We start from the raw sequence: 18,007 nt of genomic DNA, 5'->3' as shown, positions 1-18,007 counted from the left end.
TTGCTATTGGCTATCGCTGCTTTTTGGCAGATTGCTAAATTTTTGCATGAATTGGCGATCGATCCAATCTTTCCAGTACCATAGTAGCGGTGATTCCCACATGAAAGAGCCGCGAGATGCGATCGCCCTTTTATTCCCAGTACCAATTAAAGCTAAATATTTTTCCTGCGGTACAAACGGTTTCAGCGGTTTTTGCAATAAAAAATTCTGCAAATTTTCAAACAGCGGTTTGCCCTGACGCACCGCAAACACGCCTGCCTTGGGACGGGGATAATTAACCATCGTAGCGATGTCTCCTGCCCCAAATACGTTGGGGTGAGAGACGGATTGCAGGTAATCGTTGACTTGCATAAACCCCTTGGAGTCGATCGCTAAACCGGATTCCCCGATCCAATGGGCGGCGGATGCTTGTGTCACCCAAAAAATGCGATCGCACTTTAATTCTAAACCAGATTCACAACAGATTTGGACATTGGGCATTGGGCATTGGGCATTGGGCATTGGGTATTGGGTATTGGATGCTATTTCAATCATTTCTTGGTTTTCTATGGCACAGACTTTTTCCATTAAATGTACTTTAATGTCACGACTAATCATAATTTCTTTGAGGCGATGACGTACTCTATAGTTATGTCCCGGCATCAATTCAGCACCGCTATGAAACAAGTGAATTTCTAATCCATCTTCCTGCTTAAACTGTCCTCTCTCATTGAAAATCCATCCGTTACATCCGTTGCCGAACCCTTCTTCCTTCGCCAGACGAGATTGCATATTCAATGCTAATTCTACGCCGCCTGCACCGCCACCGACAATGGCAATCCGCAGAGGTTTTTCGGGATGATTTTGTCTCGATTCTAGTAACTGATTCCAGCTAGCTAAAAACTCCGGTACGGGTTTAGCTGGAATGGCATATTCTGCGGCACCTGACACCGATAGAGTCGCGGGAGTGCTGCCGATATCCACAGACAGCAAGTCAAAATCAACCGGAGGACGAGTTTGACAAATAACTTGATTTTTGCTACAGTCGATCGCGATCGCCCGATCGACCAATATGTGACATCCAGCAAATTCCGCGAGCGATCGCAAATCGATGTGACATTCATCATAATCGTAAAAGCCAGCAACGTGCCCCGGCAGCATCCCCGAATAAGGGGCGTACAGGACATCGCTGATCAGAGTCAAACGCACTCCCGGCAGAGGTTTCATGCCGAACATTTTTAATACAATAGCATGACTGTGACCGCCGCCAATTAAGACTAAATCTTTCACAATTACAGATGTTCGATCGAGATATTCTTTTCCCCGATATTGTACAACACTCGCATGGATTGGGCAGCACTGTCCGGTCAGGAGAGCTGGCAGCGCGTAATTAATCATTGCCCCAGCACGTTGACATCATACTCTCACTTACCCTCTGGATTACGGATGATACTTGGTCGAGTTGCGATCGCACATTCAGCACAAATAGCTGTAGACTGTAGAGCGAGCAAATTTTATCACCAAATTATGCCGGGGTGCGTTTGATAGCTAACTCACCATTCACAACTATGACATTACGGATTATTCCTCGCAGTTGGCTGCGATCGATTAAAAGCCTGTTACCACTACTGTTTGCCATCTCATTCATTGTAGTATTGCTGGTGAATAACGTGATTCCGGCGATCGGCCAGCAACCCCGCCAGGAAATTCGCGGAGTTTGGATGACGACAAACGACAAAGACATCCTCAGAGATAGGCGAAAAGTAGGAGATGCTGTCAGCCAACTAAAGCGGTTAAATTTCAACACAATTTATCCCGTAGTTTGGAACTCTGGCTATGCAATGTATCCCAGCCCAGTCGCCCAGCAAAGAGACATTCAACCCTTTGTTTACAGAGGGTTAGATGGACAAGATATGCTCGAAGATTTAATCAGTCAAGCTCACCGCCAAGGCTTGCTAGTAATTCCTTGGTTTGAGTTTGGTTTCATGACTCCTCCCACCTCAGAATTAGCATTAAACAATCCCGATTGGCTAACCCAAAAACAAGACGGTAGCCAAACATCAAACGGTGCGGGTGGCGAAGTAGTTTGGCTCAATCCGTTTCATCCAGAAGTGCAGAAATTTATTACCGAACTTGTACTAGAAATCACCACACAATACAACGCTGACGGCATCCAATTCGACGATCACATGAGTTTGCCGTCAGAATTTGGCTATGACGAATACACAGTTGCTTTGTATACCAAAGAAACCAAAAAAACACCTCCAACAGATTCTCAAGATGCAGCATGGCTGAAGTGGCGAGCCAATAAAATTACGGCTTTTATGTCGCAACTAAATCAAGCCGTCAAAGCAGAAAAACCCAAGGCAATTTTCTCGATTTCTCCCAATTACTACGAATTTGCTTACAAACATCACCTCCAAGATTGGCTGGCTTGGGTGCGTTTGGATATTGCCGACGAACTAATTGTGCAAGTTTATCGTCCCAATTTAGAATCATTTGTGGACAAAATTAACCGTCCAGAAATGCAAGAAGCACAGCAAAAAATTCCCACCGGAGTTGGGATTATGACAGGTTTAAGAAATCGCCCAGTAGCGATTGAGCAAATCAAATCTCAGGTGCTGGCAGTTCAAGAATACGGCTTAGGTGCGGCTTTCTTCTACTACGAAAGCTTGTGGGAAGATGCGCCCGAATCAATTGGCGATAGACTTTCTCATTTCAGTGCTTTCTTCCCATATTCTGCATTCCGTACAGCGCTACAATCACCCAGACGTGCAGCGACTTTCCCTCCGCCACCAGCACCCAAACCAGATCCTAAAAATAAGCAACAACAACCTACTAAAACCCCCGCACCTTTGCCCTCACCAACCACATCAAAGAAGTAGGGTGTGCACTGCGCACCGGTTGAGTTTGTACCTCACAAACCATAATTTGTAGGGTGTGCACTGCGCACCGGTTGAGTTTGTAACTAACAAACCATAGTTTGATCTCAAAATCAAAACGCTGAAACTGAGTCAACCGGTGCGCATTGCGCACCCTACAAGCTTAACTGGTGCGCATTGTGCACCTACAAATCAAGGCTAACCGCAAAAAGTTTCCACGCATCGTACAAACATTTCTACACCCATCCCCAGCGCAGTTTCATCAAAATCAAAACGCGGGTGATGGTGCGGGTAAGCCAAGTTTTTCTCTGGATTTGCAGAACCCAAAAAGAAATAGCAACCGGGGACTTCTTGCAAAAAGAACGACATATCCTCGCCGCCCATTGTTTGACATTCCGGCACGATTCCCGCAGGAGTTTCTACAACCGATTCGGCTACGCTGCGTACTAAGTCAGCCATGCTCGAATCGTTGATGACTGGCGGGTAAAGGGCGCAATAATCGAGTTTGTAAGTTGCGCCGTGACTCTGACAAATTCCGGCAATTACTTGCTCGATGCGCTGAGAGAAATAACCTCGATATGTGGGATTGAAATAGCGCACTGTGCCACCGATTTGGGCGGTGTCGGCGATGACGTTGTGGGTGTGGCCTGCGTGGAATTTGCCGACTGTGACTACCGCTGAGTCGATCGGGTTAATGTTCCGTGCGACAATTGACTGTAGGGCGCTGACAATTTGGGCTGTAACTACGATCGCATCTACAGTCTGATGTGGCATTCCACCATGCCCACCTTTACCAAAAATCGTGCAGTCAAAAACTTCTACAGCCGCCATCAGCGCGCCACTACGGACACCTACAGTGCCTAAAGGTAGATTGTTCCACAAATGCAAGCCGACGATCGCATCAACATCAGGATTCTGCAAAACTCCGGCTTCAATCATCGGTTTTGCGCCACCTGGGCCTTCTTCGGCGGGCTGAAAGATGAATTTTACTTGACCCGAAAAACTGTGTTTATGCTTTGCTAGATAATAGGCTGTCCCAAGGGCGATCGCAATATGACCGTCATGGCCGCAAGCGTGCATAATACCATCATGCTGCGATCGATAATCCACCTCATTTTCCTCTTGAATCGGCAAAGCATCCATATCAGCCCGAATTGCCAAAACCCGCCCCGGTTTGCCGCTGTCTATCGTTGCCACAACACCAGTTTTAGCAATATTAGTTTGATGTTCTATTCCCCATTCCTGCAACTTTTGGGAGACAAACTGCGCCGTTAAATTCTCGTCAAAACTCAACTCCGGTTTTTGGTGTAAGCGGCGCCGCCATTCGACTAACTGAGGCTGCAAATTTCTAATCTCCAGCCGCAACTGAGATAAATCGACATCAGTTAAATTCGGTAAAGTAGAAACCATGTTTTTTCTCCTTTTTAAATTATGAACAACTTGTAAAACTCTCTCTTTTCTTCCTCTGCGCTCTCTGTGTTCTCTGCGGTTAAAAAAATCTTATTCAAAAATCAAATATAAATGCTATGTCAATCCTATTTGAGTTGTGCCGGAGATTTTTTTTGGATGAACCGCAGAGGGCGCAGAGTACGCAGAGCAAGAGAGGTGTTGAGACTAGGGTTATTTAGCAATTTTAGAAACTAAATTAACTCCTGGCAATAAACGTTCTAAATCTAATTCTGAAGCTGATGCCGCTAATTTTTTCAGGTCATTTGGATCATCTAAATATGGCAAAGTACCCAACACAGGAATTTGAGTCAGCGACTGAATTAAATCGATCGGTGTCCAGTCGGCAATTTCTTGCTCAGAACAAGCTTGAACGCAATTAAGCACAATTCCTCTCAGCTTAAAACCTGTGTGTCTGGCGAGAGCAACATTCGCTACAGCTTGCCCGATCGCACCTAACCTCACAGGTACCACCAAAACTCCCCTCAACCGCCAATCCCTGGCAATATCAGCCACCGTCAATTCCCGCGTTACAGGCGAACCCAGCCCTCCCAAAGCTTCCACCAACACAAAATTCTTGCGCTCACAGAGACTTTGCAGCGTCGTCCAAACCTTTTCTAACTCAATATTTTTCCCCTCCCGTTCGGCAGAAATCGGCGGTGCTAGAGGCGCGCTAAAGTGCAGCGGATTGAGTTCTTCGGGGGATTGGTCGAGTGTAAATAAACGGGTGTAGAGTTCGCGATCGCCCGTTCCGGTTTGCAGCAGTTTCATAATTCCCAAACTGCGATCGCGAAAATACATTTGCCAATAAGCAGCCAGAGCGCTGGTCAAAACAGTTTTGCCCGCGTCAGTATCAGTTCCAGTAATTAGCAGCGAGTTCATCGGCAAATAGCTAATAAGTAATTGGCTTCAACTTTAGTCTAGGGGAATTTTGCCAGAACTAGGGTGAAGGCGAGGGTGCGGGAGTTGGCGCAGGTTCCGGTGACGGCGCGGGAGTTGGCGCAGGTTCTGGTGACGGTGCGGGAGTTGGCGCAGGTTCCGGTGACGGCGCGGGAGTTGGTGCGGGAGTCGGTGCGGGAGTCGGTGACGGTGCGGGAGTTGGTGCGGGCGTCGGTTTCGGTGCCGGAGTTGGTGCGGGCGTCGGTTTCGGTGCCGGAGTTGGCGCGGGAGTTGGTTTGGGCGTCGGTTTCGGTGCCGGAGTTGGTGCGGGAGTTGGTGCGGGAGTTGGCGCGGGAGTTGGTTCCGGTGTTGGCGCGGGAGTTGGTTCTGGTGTTGGTTCTGGCGGTAGCGTTGGAGTTATTTCCGGCAAAGGTTCTGGAGTTAGTTCCGGCGAAGGTTCTGGAGTTAGTTCCGGCGAAGGTTCTGGAGTTAGTTCCGGCGAAGGTTCTGGGGTTGGTGTTGGTTTGAGTGTCGGAGTCGGTGTTGGCAATGGTTCTGGGCTTGGTATCGGATTTAGTATCGGCGTCGGAGTTGTGAATGCTGGCGCTGTCGGAGTTGCTTTGGGCGTCGGTTTGTTGAGAAATGAGCCTACCAAGGCCCAGGAACCGAAGCCTGTCAAGATGACTAAGCCCGTTAATAGTCCGATCGCAGCCACGGGATTGTCCCACAAAGAGCCACCAGCAGGCTCAATTAGAGGATCTGGCTGGTTTTGCGGGCCGGCACTTAGGGGCACCATCGGCTCGGATTCTGGCGGCCTACCCACGGCTACCGTTGCGATTAGCGAAGCATTTGACGGCGCGACTGCTGATGCTGGTGGTGCAGTTGGCGCGTTAGATTGAGAGTAAGGATTCGTTTGGCCGTCGAGTGCTTGGGCGACTTCGCTGACAGATTGATATCGATCGCCCGGAGAGCGATTTAACATCCGATTCAGTACCAAAGCTAAACCCGCGCTCACCTGCACTCGCTGCTGCCAATTCCAGTGCAGCGTTGTTTGATCCAGCAATTCCTGCGGTTCTTTGCCTGTCAGCAGGACGATCGCCGTTACAGCTAAAGCATACAAGTCACTGCTGGCCGTGGCGCGCCCGCTTTGCAACTGTTCCATCGGCGCGTAGCCGATTTTACCGACTGTTGTCGCGTGGGCTGTTCCTTCGGGAGACTGAACCTTGGTAGCGAGTTCTTTCACCACTCCAAAGTCAATCAGTATCGGCAACTGGTCATTTTCCCGGCGGATGATATTTTCCGGCGAGATGTCGCGGTGGATGATGCCGCGGGCGTGAATGTGAGCCAGTACCGGCAGCATTTGTCGGATAAATATCAAAACTTCTGCTTCACTAAAGGTACGGCCTCTAGCAGGATCGAGTAACAGTTCGCGGTAAGTCATGCCTTCCACGTAATCCTGCACTAAAAACAAACGTTGATTCTCTTCAAATATTGCCCGAAACTGGGGAATTTGCGGGTGCGCAATTTGGTAAAGTATTGCCGCTTCTCTTTGAAACAATTCCTTCGATTTTTCCAAAACGTAAGGCCCGCTTTGCATCGGAATCAATTCCTTTAGGGCGCAGCGTTCTTTAAACCGCCCCTCGTCTTCTACTAAATAAGTCCGACCAAATCCCCCTTGACCTAAAATATTCACTAAGCGGTAGCGGTTTTGTAGGAGAGTTCCAATAGCAATAGGTGGCTGCATAAGTTTAAGTAGAAATTGGTGAAATACCTAACACTAACCTTACGGTGAGCGTGTAGGCTTCGTGTCTCGTTTGCCGTTGCTCTGTTGGGGATATCCATTGCTGAATATTCGTCACCAAAGACGATCCAAGTCTTACACAGCATCTCTGGCTTTACAGCCTTTATCCCTTCGTAGGGAACCCACGCAGAAGCCCTGTTTCCCAAGGCAAAAAACTATTTCGTATGACAAACTTGGATTGTATTTCACATTGGGACGTATCGCAATAACCAGCGGTCTGTCTTTTCCCCCTTTCTCTCGCAGTTGTCCGAGGCCAAGCATATTACTGCTGCTGTAGCCTCTTGTTCGCAGTCGAGTGGGTGGGTCGCAACCACTTATATCATACCATCTTTTTGTGAGAAATTCACTGACTTTGTTTGGCTTATATCCCAGCGCTGAATTGAGTACAATTACAGCGTGGGACTTACGCCAATTAAGTTAAAAAATAGGCGATCGCTAGACGGACGGCGGTTTCAACCGCCCTAAATCTTTAATGCTCAAGATCCTACTTCACTGCTTGTAGTTCCCAGTCCCGACCAAAGTTAGCATTTTACATTTTTTTGAGCGACTTTGAGAAATCGGGTTTTTGTGGGCGATCGAGAAGAATGGGCAACCACAGGGGGTTTGCCCCGATATTTCGTTTATTTGGGCGATCGCAAAAGCGAAAAATTAGGAGATTTGCTGCTACATTCTTCCCAATGACAACTCCCAACTCCCAACTCCCAACTGCCAACTGTCAACTGTCAACTGTCAACTGTTAAGCTTTGCTTTCACCATGTCTTGAATTCTGTTACCATCTGCCTTGCCCTTAAGCTGCTGCATTGCCTTACCCATCACCTTGCCCATATCTTTTGCAGAAGTAGCGCCCACCGAGGCAATCACCTCGTCAACGACTTGACTCACCTCTTCATCTGACATCTGCGCCGGCAAATACTCTTCCAGAATTGCCAACTCCGCCACTTCTTGTGCAACTAAATCTTCGCGGCCACCTTTGCGGTATTGATCGATCGAATCCCGGCGCTGTTTCGCTATCTGCATCAAAATTTCCAATTCTTGAGCTTCTGTCAGCGTATCTTGCCCCGAAGGACGCAGACTGACCTCTTTTTCGAGAATAACTTTCTTGATGCCGCGAACTGTTTCCAAGCGAACTTTGTCCTTGGACTTCATGGCTGCTTTGATTTCTGCGTCAATCCGTTCTCTTAAGCTCATCGATTTCTACCTTGCTTTCCCTAATATCCAAAATCTGGAGTATACTTCCGATTCTTAACTGTTTTTGCAGTTTTTGGCAAGTTTATTGCCTGTTGGTGGCATTTTGATCACCTTGATCCCAAATGTCTTCGGGTTTTGACCTAATTTGGGGCGGCTGCACTTCGAGTCTGGGCCCCAAATAGACTATCGGCAGAATTTTTAGCGATCGAACGCTACCCTAAACATAAAATCTATCCTAATGTTGGCTGAACATTTTTAGTTTCCGATGGTAAGATGACGGTAAAATAAACGTCTTGCAAGAGGCCTGCTGTGATCCGTTCTGCTACTTTACCGCTTCCGCTTCCCCAGTCGCCAGTTTCTGCTCACGACCGTCTGCGACTGTTCTCCGGTTCTGCTAATGTTCCCCTCGCCCAAGAGGTGGCTCGCTATCTGGGGATCGATTTGGGGCCGATGGTTCGCAAGCGGTTTGCTGATGGGGAACTCTACGTTCAAATTCAAGAATCGATTCGGGGTTGCGATGTTTACTTAATTCAGCCTACTTGCTGTCCGGTAAACGATCGCCTCATGGAATTGTTAATTATGATCGACGCTTGTCGTCGCGCTTCGGCAAGACAAGTTACTGCGGTGATTCCCTACTACGGCTATGCTAGAGCAGACCGCAAAACAGCCGGCAGAGAGTCAATTACTGCGAAGTTGGTCGCGAATTTGATTACTGAAGCTGGGGCCAATCGCATTTTAGGGATGGATTTGCACTCGGCTCAGATTCAAGGTTATTTTGACATTCCCTTCGATCACGTTTACGGTTCGCCAGTGCTTTTGGATTATCTGGCGAGCAAGAAATTGACGGATATTGTTGTGGTTTCGCCGGATGTTGGCGGAGTCGCTAGGGCGAGAGCGTTTGCTAAAAAGCTTGGCGATGCTCCCTTGGCAATTATTGACAAGCGCCGTCAAGCTCACAACGTCGCCGAAGTGATGAACGTCATCGGGGATGTCAGAGGCAAAACAGCCGTGTTAGTGGACGATATGATCGATACTGCGGGCACGATTTCCGAAGGCGCAAGATTGTTACGCCGCGAGGGTGCGAGACAGGTATATGCTTGTGCTACTCATGCGGTTTTTTCACCTCCGGCGATCGAGCGTTTGTCTAGCGGATTATTGGAAGAGGTAATTGTTACGAATACAATTCCTGTACCTGAAGAGCACCGTTTTGAGCAATTAACTGTGCTTTCGGTAGCGAATTTGCTAGGGGAAACTATTTGGCGGATTCACGAAGATAGTTCTGTGAGCAGTATGTTCCGGTAGGCATAAAAGGCATTTTTTCAATATTTATTTTAGGGTGCGTTAACTAAGTGTAACGCACCATTTTTTTAAAGAATATTCCCCTAAATCCCCCTTGAAAATAGGGATGCAAGAAAATACTCTTGTCGCCCCCTTGAGAAGGGGAGGCCAGGGAGATCAGACTTAACTGCACCGTATTCAATTTTATGATATTTGCGCGATCGCACTTAGCATCACCGGAACAAGAGATGGTAAAATTCTATCTTGTTGTCTGAGCAGCGCGACCTTTTCATATTCTAGATAGGTCTCATCAAAACAAGGGGTAAATAGGGAAAAACTATGAAACATTCACTGGTACGAACAGCGGCCGCACTTGTCGGTTCAGCAATTTTAACACTTGGCGCGATCGCTCCGGCGAAAGCATATACTTTTGACGAAACCGAAATTAACCAAGATCGAGTAATTGCGATCGCCCAACCGGGCGGTCTGACCGGCTACCAATTACTAATTGTAGAACAGGTCACAGACAGACGCAAGTGCTGGAGCGAAAGCGGCTCTAATCCCGTCGTAGTCAATCCGTTATTAGCTACTTTTGATTTCACCGGCATTTGCGGCCGCGCCACAGACAGCAACGGCTTTTCTATCCGCATGGCCGGCACCGATTTAGTATTAAAATATAGCCTAAGTTTGCAAGTCGTTGACGGCAACGTTTTACTAATGGGAACTCCCATCGATCCTAACGACACTCAACCGATAATTATCGGCCGCACAAACGGCGACAATAACGGCTTCATGAAAATCACCCTCGACCCCGCTTGGCGCTTCAGTAAAAGAGCTTACCAAGGCAAAATATTAGGTCACTTTTATTTTACTAGCAGTCAACCCGCACCGGGAGAAACTGGAAATACCGGAGGAAATACCGGAGGAAATACCGGAGGAAATACCGGAGGAAATACCGGAGGAAATACCGGAGGAAATACTGGCGGGAATACTGGCGGGAATACATTCGGAGATATTGCTAGCGATATCTACGCTTCCGAAATTAAAGAAGCTGTGGCGCTAGGATTTGTAGCTGGATTTGCTCAAGATAATACCTTTCGGCCACAACTTGCTGTTACCAGAGAGCAATTGGTATCTTTAGTATTAGAATCATTGAAAGGAATACAAGGTGCTAACATCACATTTTCTAGCAATGTTTCCACCCGTCCCTACAGCGATGTTGATAGCACGCGCTGGAGCGCGGCAAAAATTCTATTTGCACGGGATAATAAGATAGTTAGCGGCTATAAAGATGGAACTTTTAAACCTACGCAGCCGGTGACTCGCGCTGAATTGATGGCTGTGCTACGAAGAGCCTCAGAATTTGGTTTGTCGGCGCGGGGATTGCAGCCTAATTTAATTGGTAAGCAGCCTCCAAAAACTTTTGCGGATACTCAGAATCATTGGGCTGCTGCTATTATTACTCAAATGTCTGCTTATTGTGGTGTGGCTTCGTCTCTCAATGAAGTTGGAACTCGTTTTGCTCCCGATGATTCGGCAAAGCGGAATTACGCGGCGGCGGCTACTTTGCGGATGCTGAAATGCGTTAAAGCTCAGTAGGATTATTGTAGGGTGCGTCACAGAAGCGAATGCAAAATAATTGGGATTTTCCCAAGAGACGCGCCCTATATTAAGTGGAGATCTGTCAACTGTCAACTGTCAACTGTTTAGGCTACACCGTAATCAGTATATGGTCGTTTGTATGGCGGTTGCAATCCCAAAACGATATCCTCTCTTGGCACTCCCATTTCAACTAATTCCTCCGCTGGATTTTCCTCTGTCAAATTTTGTTGAAGCCAGATTTTTCCATCTTTTATATCAATGTGAATGATGGTTTGATAAATCCGGGTTAAGTGTTCCCAGCCGACATTCATCCACTGATAATGATCTCGTTCTGTGTCGCAGATAAGTTGCACTTCGACTTCATCATCAGAAACATCATCTTCGGCATAACGGGTGATTAATGTCTGAACGTATTGACGATATTGAGCTAGTTTGTCCATTGCACAATTACCTCATTTTTTGAATCGTATACAATTAGAAATACCTGATACTGTTGTACCGCAGCTTGAGTAAATTCAGACTGAAAAAATGTTTTATACACGTCAATTGGTACTGCTAAGTATAATTTCCGATTAGGTTCAACAGATGCCAGACCTAGCCGATAACTTAGAAATTGTCCCAATGCAGCATAAAAGTCTGTAATCACAGAGGGATTGAGGAAGCTTTTGATTTCGACTGCAATTTTCTCCCCTCCTCGCTCCGCTGCGACTAACCTTTCTGCTCCCAAATCGACCTGAAATTTAATATTACCAAACTTAAACCTTAGTGGATCGGCAGTAATCACCCACTGTTCTTTTTCAAGAGATCTCTTTACGGATTCGTGGAAGGTATCTTTGGCGGACACAAATTTAATCTCAGCACGATCGCATACAACTACAAATTATAGCAAAATCACAGTATATTGTCAATCAGTAAAAGACTAAGTTTCTCAATATTTTTTAGCCAATGTGGACTTCAGTCCGCACTACAAACAGTTTCGTAGTGAGGACTTTAGTCCGAATATTACTTGTTTCCCGACTCCATTTCCTTGCGTTTCTTCGTTGATGACTTTTTGCGAGTTTTCGGAACCGGGATTGTCTCTGATTCTGGCTGTGCGATGTCTGCGATTGATTTGCACAATTCATTCAACAATTTCTGCTGAGATTCGAGCTCATTCAGCCGATTTGATGCTGTTTCTAATATTTGCTTTCCCTGTCTGGCTTGGATGGTAGTTTGATTTTCGATCGCATCCAGCAACACAAAAACTGATACAATTTGCCAAATATCCACATCGTCGCCGATGACATCGCACTGAGAGACGATTTTGCCGTTTTCGGGAACGTGAATCCCTAAGCCGGAAGCTTGGATGAGCGGCTGGATTTCTGCTAGACTTAAATTGGCAAGGTCGGTAATTTTATGTTCGAGCGATACAAAATCTGCTAAATCTGGTAAGTTGACCGATTCTGCGGGTAAAGCATCGAACTTAAAGGTAAGAGTTTGATTTAACGGATCGGAAATCGCGTAAATTGATTGGATTTGCGATCGACTAACCGCACCTTGATCGAAAAAATCTTTGCCTAAAGGTGCGATCATCTTCGTTGATGAGCCTCCCGTAGGGGCGGGCTTCGCTAACGCAATTTTACCATTATCCGCCACCTCCAAAATCTCCAAATTAACCAAATTCGTCGCCGTAGTTTTCACAAAAACCTGATCCAACCCCAGCAAATCCGCCAACTCCTGCAAAGTCGGCGCAGGATCAAACTCAACACCAGCCCGCAAAATAAACTCTTCCAACACATTAAACTCGCGCGGTTCACTAATCGCCACTTCCAGCGGAGTTTGGCGAATTGCAAAGCGGAATTGACGCGCCGCCAACACTGACAAACCAGAGTTTTCCTGCTCAATTTGTTGGGCTAGCGAACTTAAATTCGCGTCAATTTGTTTAGCCGATGACGCTAGCAACATCTACAAAACCTCCGCAGTGACGCACCATTTTTGAAACTTCCTGATACATTTTTCCGACAGTACCTGTTTGTTGGGTAAATAAATCGTGACAGCCGACAACTATCAGCAATTCTTGAGCACGGGAAAAAGCCACATTCACCCGTTCCGGTTCCTTAGCAAATCCAATATCGCCCCTAATATTATTGCACACTGTGCTGACAATTATCACAGGTCTTTCCATGCCTTGAAATATGTCAACCGTACCAGTGCGGATACTCAAAGAAGGGAATCTTTCGGCGGCGATTCTATCTTTAATTGCGTTCAATTGAGCGCCGTAAAAAGTGATAATCCCGATTTCTTTCGGCGGTTCACCCTCTACCATCTTAGGCCGCCAAGCCGTTTCCATCTGTTCGCACAAAAGCTCGATCGCATCAATCTCCTTCACATTCAACCGCGAAGTGCCCTGTTTTCCCTCTTCAAACCCTTGTCCCACGGGCGTTTTCACCCATAGGATATGATTGTGTTCTTTAATGATGTCACCTGCGAGATGGTGCGCGCGTCTCGTGTCTGCTTCCAGAATCCCACAATTGAGCTTTTGCTGGTAAAACTGATTGATTGCGCCCATAATTTGCGGGTGCATTCGGTATTGAGTTGTCAGCATTTTTTTGATACCGTCGCCAGCACTTTCAAACAATATTTTGAACAGCGATTCTTTGATAAAACTAAGTTCATCTCCCGTACAACCAATGTCTTCGGCGATATCGTCGATCGTACTTTGATTAAACATCGGCGGCAATTGCCTGTGATCGCCCACCAATACTAATTTTCTGCCCTTCAAAGCGGGAATTAATAACTCTGGTGGAGTGCATTTACTAACTTCGTCAATAATCACTGCATCAAAGCTGGGAAAGTTTTTGCTAAAATCGAAACTCGCAGCTTGCACGCAGGTAATGCCGATCACGTTGGCGTTGTCAATATAAATTTGCTTTAAATCATTGCGGTCTTTTTCCGATGGATTGCGGAGTTTTTCAATCCAATCTGTGACAAAGTTTTGAGAACGTTTGAGGGCAGTTTCTTCTCGTTCTAATTCCCGTTGCCAATGTTTGAATAAACGCTTGATTTTGCTTAAAAAATCTACGCTGAATAATCCGGTACTGGGAACTTCTGGCTGGTATTTATCCGGGATAGTTTGCCATGCTAATTCCCACCAATTTCTCTCTATAATTAATTCTGCTGTTGGCTGCTGTTGTTGGAGTTGAGCGGTAATATCGCTCAATTCTGCTTGAAGTTGCGCGAGTTGCTCATGCAAAGCTGTGGATGCAATTTCCAGCGGGGATAATTGCTCGTCAAGAGTAGTTTTGATGACTTCCAAAATTCCGAACGGATCTAAGTCAGTAATGGATTTTTCAAGCTGAATCAGACTGGTTTTCCAAACATCAATTTGCTTAACAAACTGCTGCGGTTGTTCCCAAATATTCGACTTTTGGGCGAGATATTGAGAGGCTAAGATCCGCAACTTTTCCGGTGCGTTTGGTAGTTCTACAATTGCTTGCAATAGATTCGTAACTTCGCTAATTTTTAAGTTAGCTTCTTGCTGCGCTGTTTCTACCTGAACTTGGGCGGCGGATATTTGCTGCTGACTGACGGTTTGACCGATTTTATCTAATAACTGTTGCTGTTTGATCAGTTGTTGTTCGGTTTCGGTTTTTAGGGGAACTATGCACTGACGCGCGTTTCCGAGGATGCTGTGCAGCAATTCTTTGACTAGGCGATCGAAGGTTGCCTGGATTTGATTTGGCTGCAAGGATTCACTATAAAATTGTTGGATATTAGCTAAGAAAGTGCTGGCTTTTTCGATGATAAATTTGCGCTGGCTGGCGCTGACTTGGGAATAGCTGGCGAAGTCTTTGGCTAGTTGTTGCCATTGCACGCGATCGCCCGCAGTGAGCACGATCGGCGTTTGACTCAAATTTAGGTGTAAAAACTCGCTAAATCGGAACTGCTGCCCTTGAATGTCCTTAAAACCTGCGGTGGCTTCGTGGGATAGCGCCTGCCGCAACCGATCCAAATCGGGCAAATTGACTTTACACTTAGGCGGGACGATCGGCATTTTGAGCTGTCGAGCAATTTTCAGCAATCCTGCGGGCAATTCTACCATATCATCCGTCAGCATCGCGCCCGTTTCCCAGCAAGCTTTCACGACTTCATACAATCCCGTATCCGCCGTCTCAATCCATCCCGCAACGGCGACGACAACCGCCGCAATTTCGGTTTTTCGGAGTTCCAAATTCTGGATTTTTTGTTCGAGATTGTGGCGATGTGTCTGATTTTGCTTGTCGCCCAACTGTAGCTGATTCACCGCATCCGACAACTGGCGCGACACCCGCAACGACTCCGCAACCCCTGACATCGCGTGACAAACATCCTCAGCGCGATCGCCCGCCGTCTTAAATTCGGATAATTGCGGTGCTACAGTTTCGCGCAACCAAACCGCAATTCCAAACGCGCCGCACATCGGGCGATCGAATCCTATTTGAATAGCATGATTGACGCAAATCCGCACATTTGCCATAAAGTTTTCGACTAAAACATTGCCTTCCGAATAAGGTTTTAGTTTCGGCATAAACTCGGCAATTTCCGAAGATTCCCAGTTAACATCCGGCGCAGATAGAAGATTGGCCAGCCCATCAACTAAAGATGCAATCTCGCTTTTGGCAGTTAAACTTAGTTGATAAGCTGCTGATTGCACGCTCAACCTTTCCTCAATATCTGCCTGACTATCATGTAGGTGTTTTAATCCCTTGAAAAAAGCTCTCTCGGCGGCAGAATAGGCATTAAATCTGTCGAAATCTGCCAGCAACTGCCGCAAAGATGTGACATTAATCTGACGCTGCGACAGTTTTTGTTCGCAATCAATCGCCGTATTTTGTAGCCAAGTGCCGATCGCATTTTCTTCTAAAAACGGCTGCCCTTCTTCCTGCACCTTATGAGCTTTTCCCTTCCGCAAAGCCCGAATCGCCGGATTATGAACCAACCTACTCAAAGCATTATCAACCGCCAAATTAGCCTGGGAAGCAATCAGTGTTTTGCCACCTTGACGCGCAATTTGATAGCAAATTTCCGCAATCACCGTCGTTTTTCCGGTTCCCGGCGGCCCTTGAATTAGAATTAAATCCCGCGCCGAAAGTACCATTTCTACGGCGGCGAGTTGATCATCATTAGCATTGCGATTTAATAAGTCTTCCCGATCTAACTTAACCAGTTTATCTGGAATTCTCGCCTGAGAAGAGTCGAATAAAAACTCGCTTAAATAGGGATTTTGAGCGCGGCCATCCGTGAGCATTTTTAAAGCTTTTTTCTTGCGATCGATCTGACTGATATCGCCCGCCGCCTCAAAATACAAAAATCCTTGTTTGGGAAGTTGATATCTGCCGCCCGCCATGCGATCGCCCAAATCAACATCTAACTTAATCCGTAATTTACCATGATCAAACTCAATTTCCGCAATGCTACCCAAAGTCTCGCCATCGCGGCAACTTCTGCTTCCCGGTGGCGAATCAAATAAAATAATGTCTTCATTTCTGGCTTTTTTTAGCCTTTCGCGAAAGTCGCCGATTTGTAAGGGATTCTCATCGTAGCCGTCAAGAGTTGCAGAATTGCGATCGATTTCAAAAGTAACGATTTTGAAGCCGGAACCGTAGTTGTGAGCGCGGAAAGGTACACAAAATTGACGCGCCTCGGCGATGCGTTTTTCGACATTTAAGAAAGTGTGCCAAACTTTTAATTGTTCGGTACTCGGTATATGTCTATCGTCCCAGAATGGCATTTGTTGGACGCGGGCGATCGACTTTGCGGGAATTGGCGATCTACTTTTTGGCAAAAGTCGCAACTGCATCGGTAAAACATACCCATCTTTTCTACCTCTGGGAACCGCCACCAAACCAGCATCCAGCAGTTTTAAGCCACCGATTCCATCTTCTATGCGTACAGTTGCGAGTAATCGCAAAGTGCGATCGGCTTTTTGCAACAATTCCGGCAATTCAAAATAATCTCCATCCGTAGCAAGAATCAATTCCCAGATTTCTTCCTCAGAAAATCTCTCATTCACCTTTTGGCGGCGCACATAAAAAAGACTGTGGGATTTGCCGGCTATCTCCGACATCAGAAGTTCCGCACGATCCCTGCATTCCCAATCGCAATATTTCGCTAAAGCCGCGTCCCCTTCAACTTGGCCAATAAACTTATTAATCGTGCGATCGCCACTAAATTTATATCCCCAATCTTCTGCTACTAAAGATGGCATATTTTGATTTTAGATTTTAGATGTTAGATTTTAGATTGGATTTAAGATTAGCACATAGGTTCGTAGTTTGTAGGGTGTGCACCGCGCACCAATTGAATTTGTAGGGTGTGCACCGCACCGGTTAAGAAGAACGGTTAAGAAGATCCGGCGGTTAGAAACCGCGTCTACACAGACGAAACCCGCCTCCGCGGGTTAAAGACGAAGACCGGGCGATAAAAATCACGTTACCTTCTTCAGTCCGCGGAGGCGGACATTGTTTGTGTAGACGCGGTTTCAACCGTACGTCCGATCTGCATCACCGCACACAAGGCGCGTCTGAATCTGCACAATAAAATCAAAAGGGCGAATGATGGGAATTGAACCCACGAATGGTGGTACCACAAACCACTGCCTTAACCACTTGGCTACACTCGCCATAACGTTTATAACTATAGCATCATATCTCAGCACAAGTCTAGGGGTAAAGCAAAAATATTTCAAAATATTTTTCAGCGTCCCTGAACCCGACAGATCAATTGCGCCTCCCATTCCAGGCACAGCAAGAGTTTAGCACAATTTTCCCTTTGGGAAAGCTGCAATAATCCCGCTTCCTGAGTAATCACGCAGCTTGGGATCAGCAGGTTTCCCAGCGTCCCGATTCAGCCCAGCACACTAAAATAGCCTCATAGCCCAGACTACATCAATTCCCTCATCCTTCCCTTCTTTCTTCCTTGGCGCCCTTTGCGC

General features: G+C 46.6%; 13 protein-coding genes and 1 tRNA gene. 4 read left to right on the top strand and 10 right to left on the bottom strand.

Annotated features, from left to right (window positions below; all coding sequences use genetic code 11):
* Nucleotides 1-3: 3 nt before the first annotated feature.
* On the bottom strand, nucleotides 4-1,215 hold the full coding sequence (locus tag QUB66_RS10985) for an FAD-dependent oxidoreductase (protein ID WP_442923290.1): 1,212 nt from the start codon (nucleotides 1,213-1,215) through the stop codon (nucleotides 4-6).
* A 332-nt stretch (nucleotides 1,216-1,547) separates the two neighbouring features.
* Here QUB66_RS10985 and QUB66_RS10980 point away from each other — a divergent pair, with 332 nt between their 5' ends.
* Nucleotides 1,548-2,864, top strand: coding sequence for a glycoside hydrolase family 10 protein (locus QUB66_RS10980; protein WP_332967654.1), 1,317 nt, complete (start codon nucleotides 1,548-1,550; stop codon nucleotides 2,862-2,864).
* A 195-nt stretch (nucleotides 2,865-3,059) separates the two neighbouring features.
* Here the strand turns inward: QUB66_RS10980 and QUB66_RS10975 are convergent, their stop codons facing one another.
* From QUB66_RS10975 to QUB66_RS10965, 3 genes are all read right to left on the bottom strand, one after another.
* Entirely contained in the window at nucleotides 3,060-4,271 is a 1,212-nt protein-coding gene (locus QUB66_RS10975) for a M20 family metallopeptidase (RefSeq protein WP_265233779.1), read from the bottom strand.
* A gap of 210 nt (nucleotides 4,272-4,481) precedes the next feature.
* Entirely contained in the window at nucleotides 4,482-5,189 is a 708-nt protein-coding gene (gene bioD, locus QUB66_RS10970; RefSeq protein WP_332967655.1) for a dethiobiotin synthase, read from the bottom strand.
* Between the two features lie 58 nt (nucleotides 5,190-5,247).
* A complete protein-coding gene (locus QUB66_RS10965; RefSeq protein WP_332967656.1) occupies nucleotides 5,248-6,930 on the bottom strand; it encodes a protein kinase domain-containing protein in 1,683 nt (560 codons plus the stop codon).
* Nucleotides 6,931-7,536: 606 nt separating this feature from the next.
* On the opposite strand from QUB66_RS10965, the gene QUB66_RS10960 reads away from it, so the two are divergent.
* Nucleotides 7,537-7,668, top strand: a complete 132-nt coding sequence (locus tag QUB66_RS10960) for a hypothetical protein (protein WP_332967658.1) — start codon at nucleotides 7,537-7,539, stop codon at nucleotides 7,666-7,668.
* Nucleotides 7,669-7,716: 48 nt separating this feature from the next.
* On the opposite strand, the gene QUB66_RS10955 is transcribed toward QUB66_RS10960, so the two are convergent.
* A complete protein-coding gene (locus tag QUB66_RS10955) occupies nucleotides 7,717-8,175 on the bottom strand; it encodes a GatB/YqeY domain-containing protein (RefSeq protein WP_265233775.1) in 459 nt (152 codons plus the stop codon).
* Nucleotides 8,176-8,484: 309 nt separating this feature from the next.
* Between QUB66_RS10955 and QUB66_RS10950 the strand changes: the two genes are divergently transcribed.
* Both QUB66_RS10950 and QUB66_RS10945 read left to right on the top strand, forming a co-directional pair.
* The gene (locus QUB66_RS10950; RefSeq protein WP_265233773.1) at nucleotides 8,485-9,477 is read left to right on the top strand and encodes a ribose-phosphate pyrophosphokinase; all 993 of its coding nucleotides are present in this window, start codon (nucleotides 8,485-8,487) and stop codon (nucleotides 9,475-9,477) included.
* A gap of 315 nt (nucleotides 9,478-9,792) precedes the next feature.
* Nucleotides 9,793-11,052, top strand: a complete 1,260-nt coding sequence (locus QUB66_RS10945) for a DUF3747 domain-containing protein (protein ID WP_332967660.1) — start codon at nucleotides 9,793-9,795, stop codon at nucleotides 11,050-11,052.
* A 107-nt stretch (nucleotides 11,053-11,159) separates the two neighbouring features.
* Here the strand turns inward: QUB66_RS10945 and QUB66_RS10940 are convergent, their stop codons facing one another.
* From QUB66_RS10940 to QUB66_RS10920, 5 genes are all read right to left on the bottom strand, one after another.
* A complete protein-coding gene (locus tag QUB66_RS10940) occupies nucleotides 11,160-11,495 on the bottom strand; it encodes a XisI protein (protein WP_265233771.1) in 336 nt (111 codons plus the stop codon).
* Entirely contained in the window at nucleotides 11,483-11,899 is a 417-nt protein-coding gene (locus QUB66_RS10935) for a XisH family protein (RefSeq protein WP_265233770.1), read from the bottom strand. Before QUB66_RS10935 ends, QUB66_RS10940 begins: the two co-directional genes overlap by 13 nt.
* Before the next feature lie 158 nt (nucleotides 11,900-12,057).
* Nucleotides 12,058-12,999, bottom strand: coding sequence for a hypothetical protein (locus tag QUB66_RS10930; RefSeq protein WP_332967662.1), 942 nt, complete (start codon nucleotides 12,997-12,999; stop codon nucleotides 12,058-12,060).
* Nucleotides 12,977-17,281 (bottom strand): AAA domain-containing protein, encoded by a 4,305-nt coding sequence (locus QUB66_RS10925; protein ID WP_332967665.1) that lies wholly within the window; start codon nucleotides 17,279-17,281, stop codon nucleotides 12,977-12,979. Before QUB66_RS10925 ends, QUB66_RS10930 begins: the two co-directional genes overlap by 23 nt.
* A 341-nt stretch (nucleotides 17,282-17,622) precedes the next feature.
* A tRNA-His gene (locus QUB66_RS10920) sits at nucleotides 17,623-17,695 on the bottom strand.
* Nucleotides 17,696-18,007: the final 312 nt, after the last annotated feature.

The organism is Microcoleus sp. A2-C3 (genome assembly GCF_036706065.1).
Taxonomy (GTDB): Bacteria; Cyanobacteriota; Cyanobacteriia; order Cyanobacteriales; family Microcoleaceae; genus Microcoleus.
The sequence above is the reverse complement of the archived record's forward strand: the minus strand, read 5'-3'. Positions and strand labels throughout refer to the sequence as shown.

Excerpts from the sequence above, each read along its gene's own strand:
- QUB66_RS10940 (WP_265233771.1), bottom strand. The coding sequence starts at position 11,495 with ATGGACAAACTAGCTCAATATCGTCAATACGTTCAGACATTAATCACC.
- QUB66_RS10925 (WP_332967665.1), bottom strand. The coding sequence starts at position 17,281 with ATGCCATCTTTAGTAGCAGAAGATTGGGGATATAAATTTAGTGGCGAT.
- QUB66_RS10930 (WP_332967662.1), bottom strand. The coding sequence starts at position 12,999 with ATGTTGCTAGCGTCATCGGCTAAACAAATTGACGCGAATTTAAGTTCG.
- QUB66_RS10980 (WP_332967654.1), top strand. The coding sequence starts at position 1,548 with ATGACATTACGGATTATTCCTCGCAGTTGGCTGCGATCGATTAAAAGC.
- bioD (WP_332967655.1), bottom strand. The coding sequence starts at position 5,189 with ATGAACTCGCTGCTAATTACTGGAACTGATACTGACGCGGGCAAAACT.
- QUB66_RS10975 (WP_265233779.1), bottom strand. The coding sequence starts at position 4,271 with ATGGTTTCTACTTTACCGAATTTAACTGATGTCGATTTATCTCAGTTG.
- QUB66_RS10965 (WP_332967656.1), bottom strand. The coding sequence starts at position 6,930 with ATGCAGCCACCTATTGCTATTGGAACTCTCCTACAAAACCGCTACCGC.
- QUB66_RS10955 (WP_265233775.1), bottom strand. The coding sequence starts at position 8,175 with ATGAGCTTAAGAGAACGGATTGACGCAGAAATCAAAGCAGCCATGAAG.
- QUB66_RS10985 (WP_442923290.1), bottom strand. The coding sequence starts at position 1,215 with ATGTTCGGCATGAAACCTCTGCCGGGAGTGCGTTTGACTCTGATCAGC.
- QUB66_RS10945 (WP_332967660.1), top strand. The coding sequence starts at position 9,793 with ATGAAACATTCACTGGTACGAACAGCGGCCGCACTTGTCGGTTCAGCA.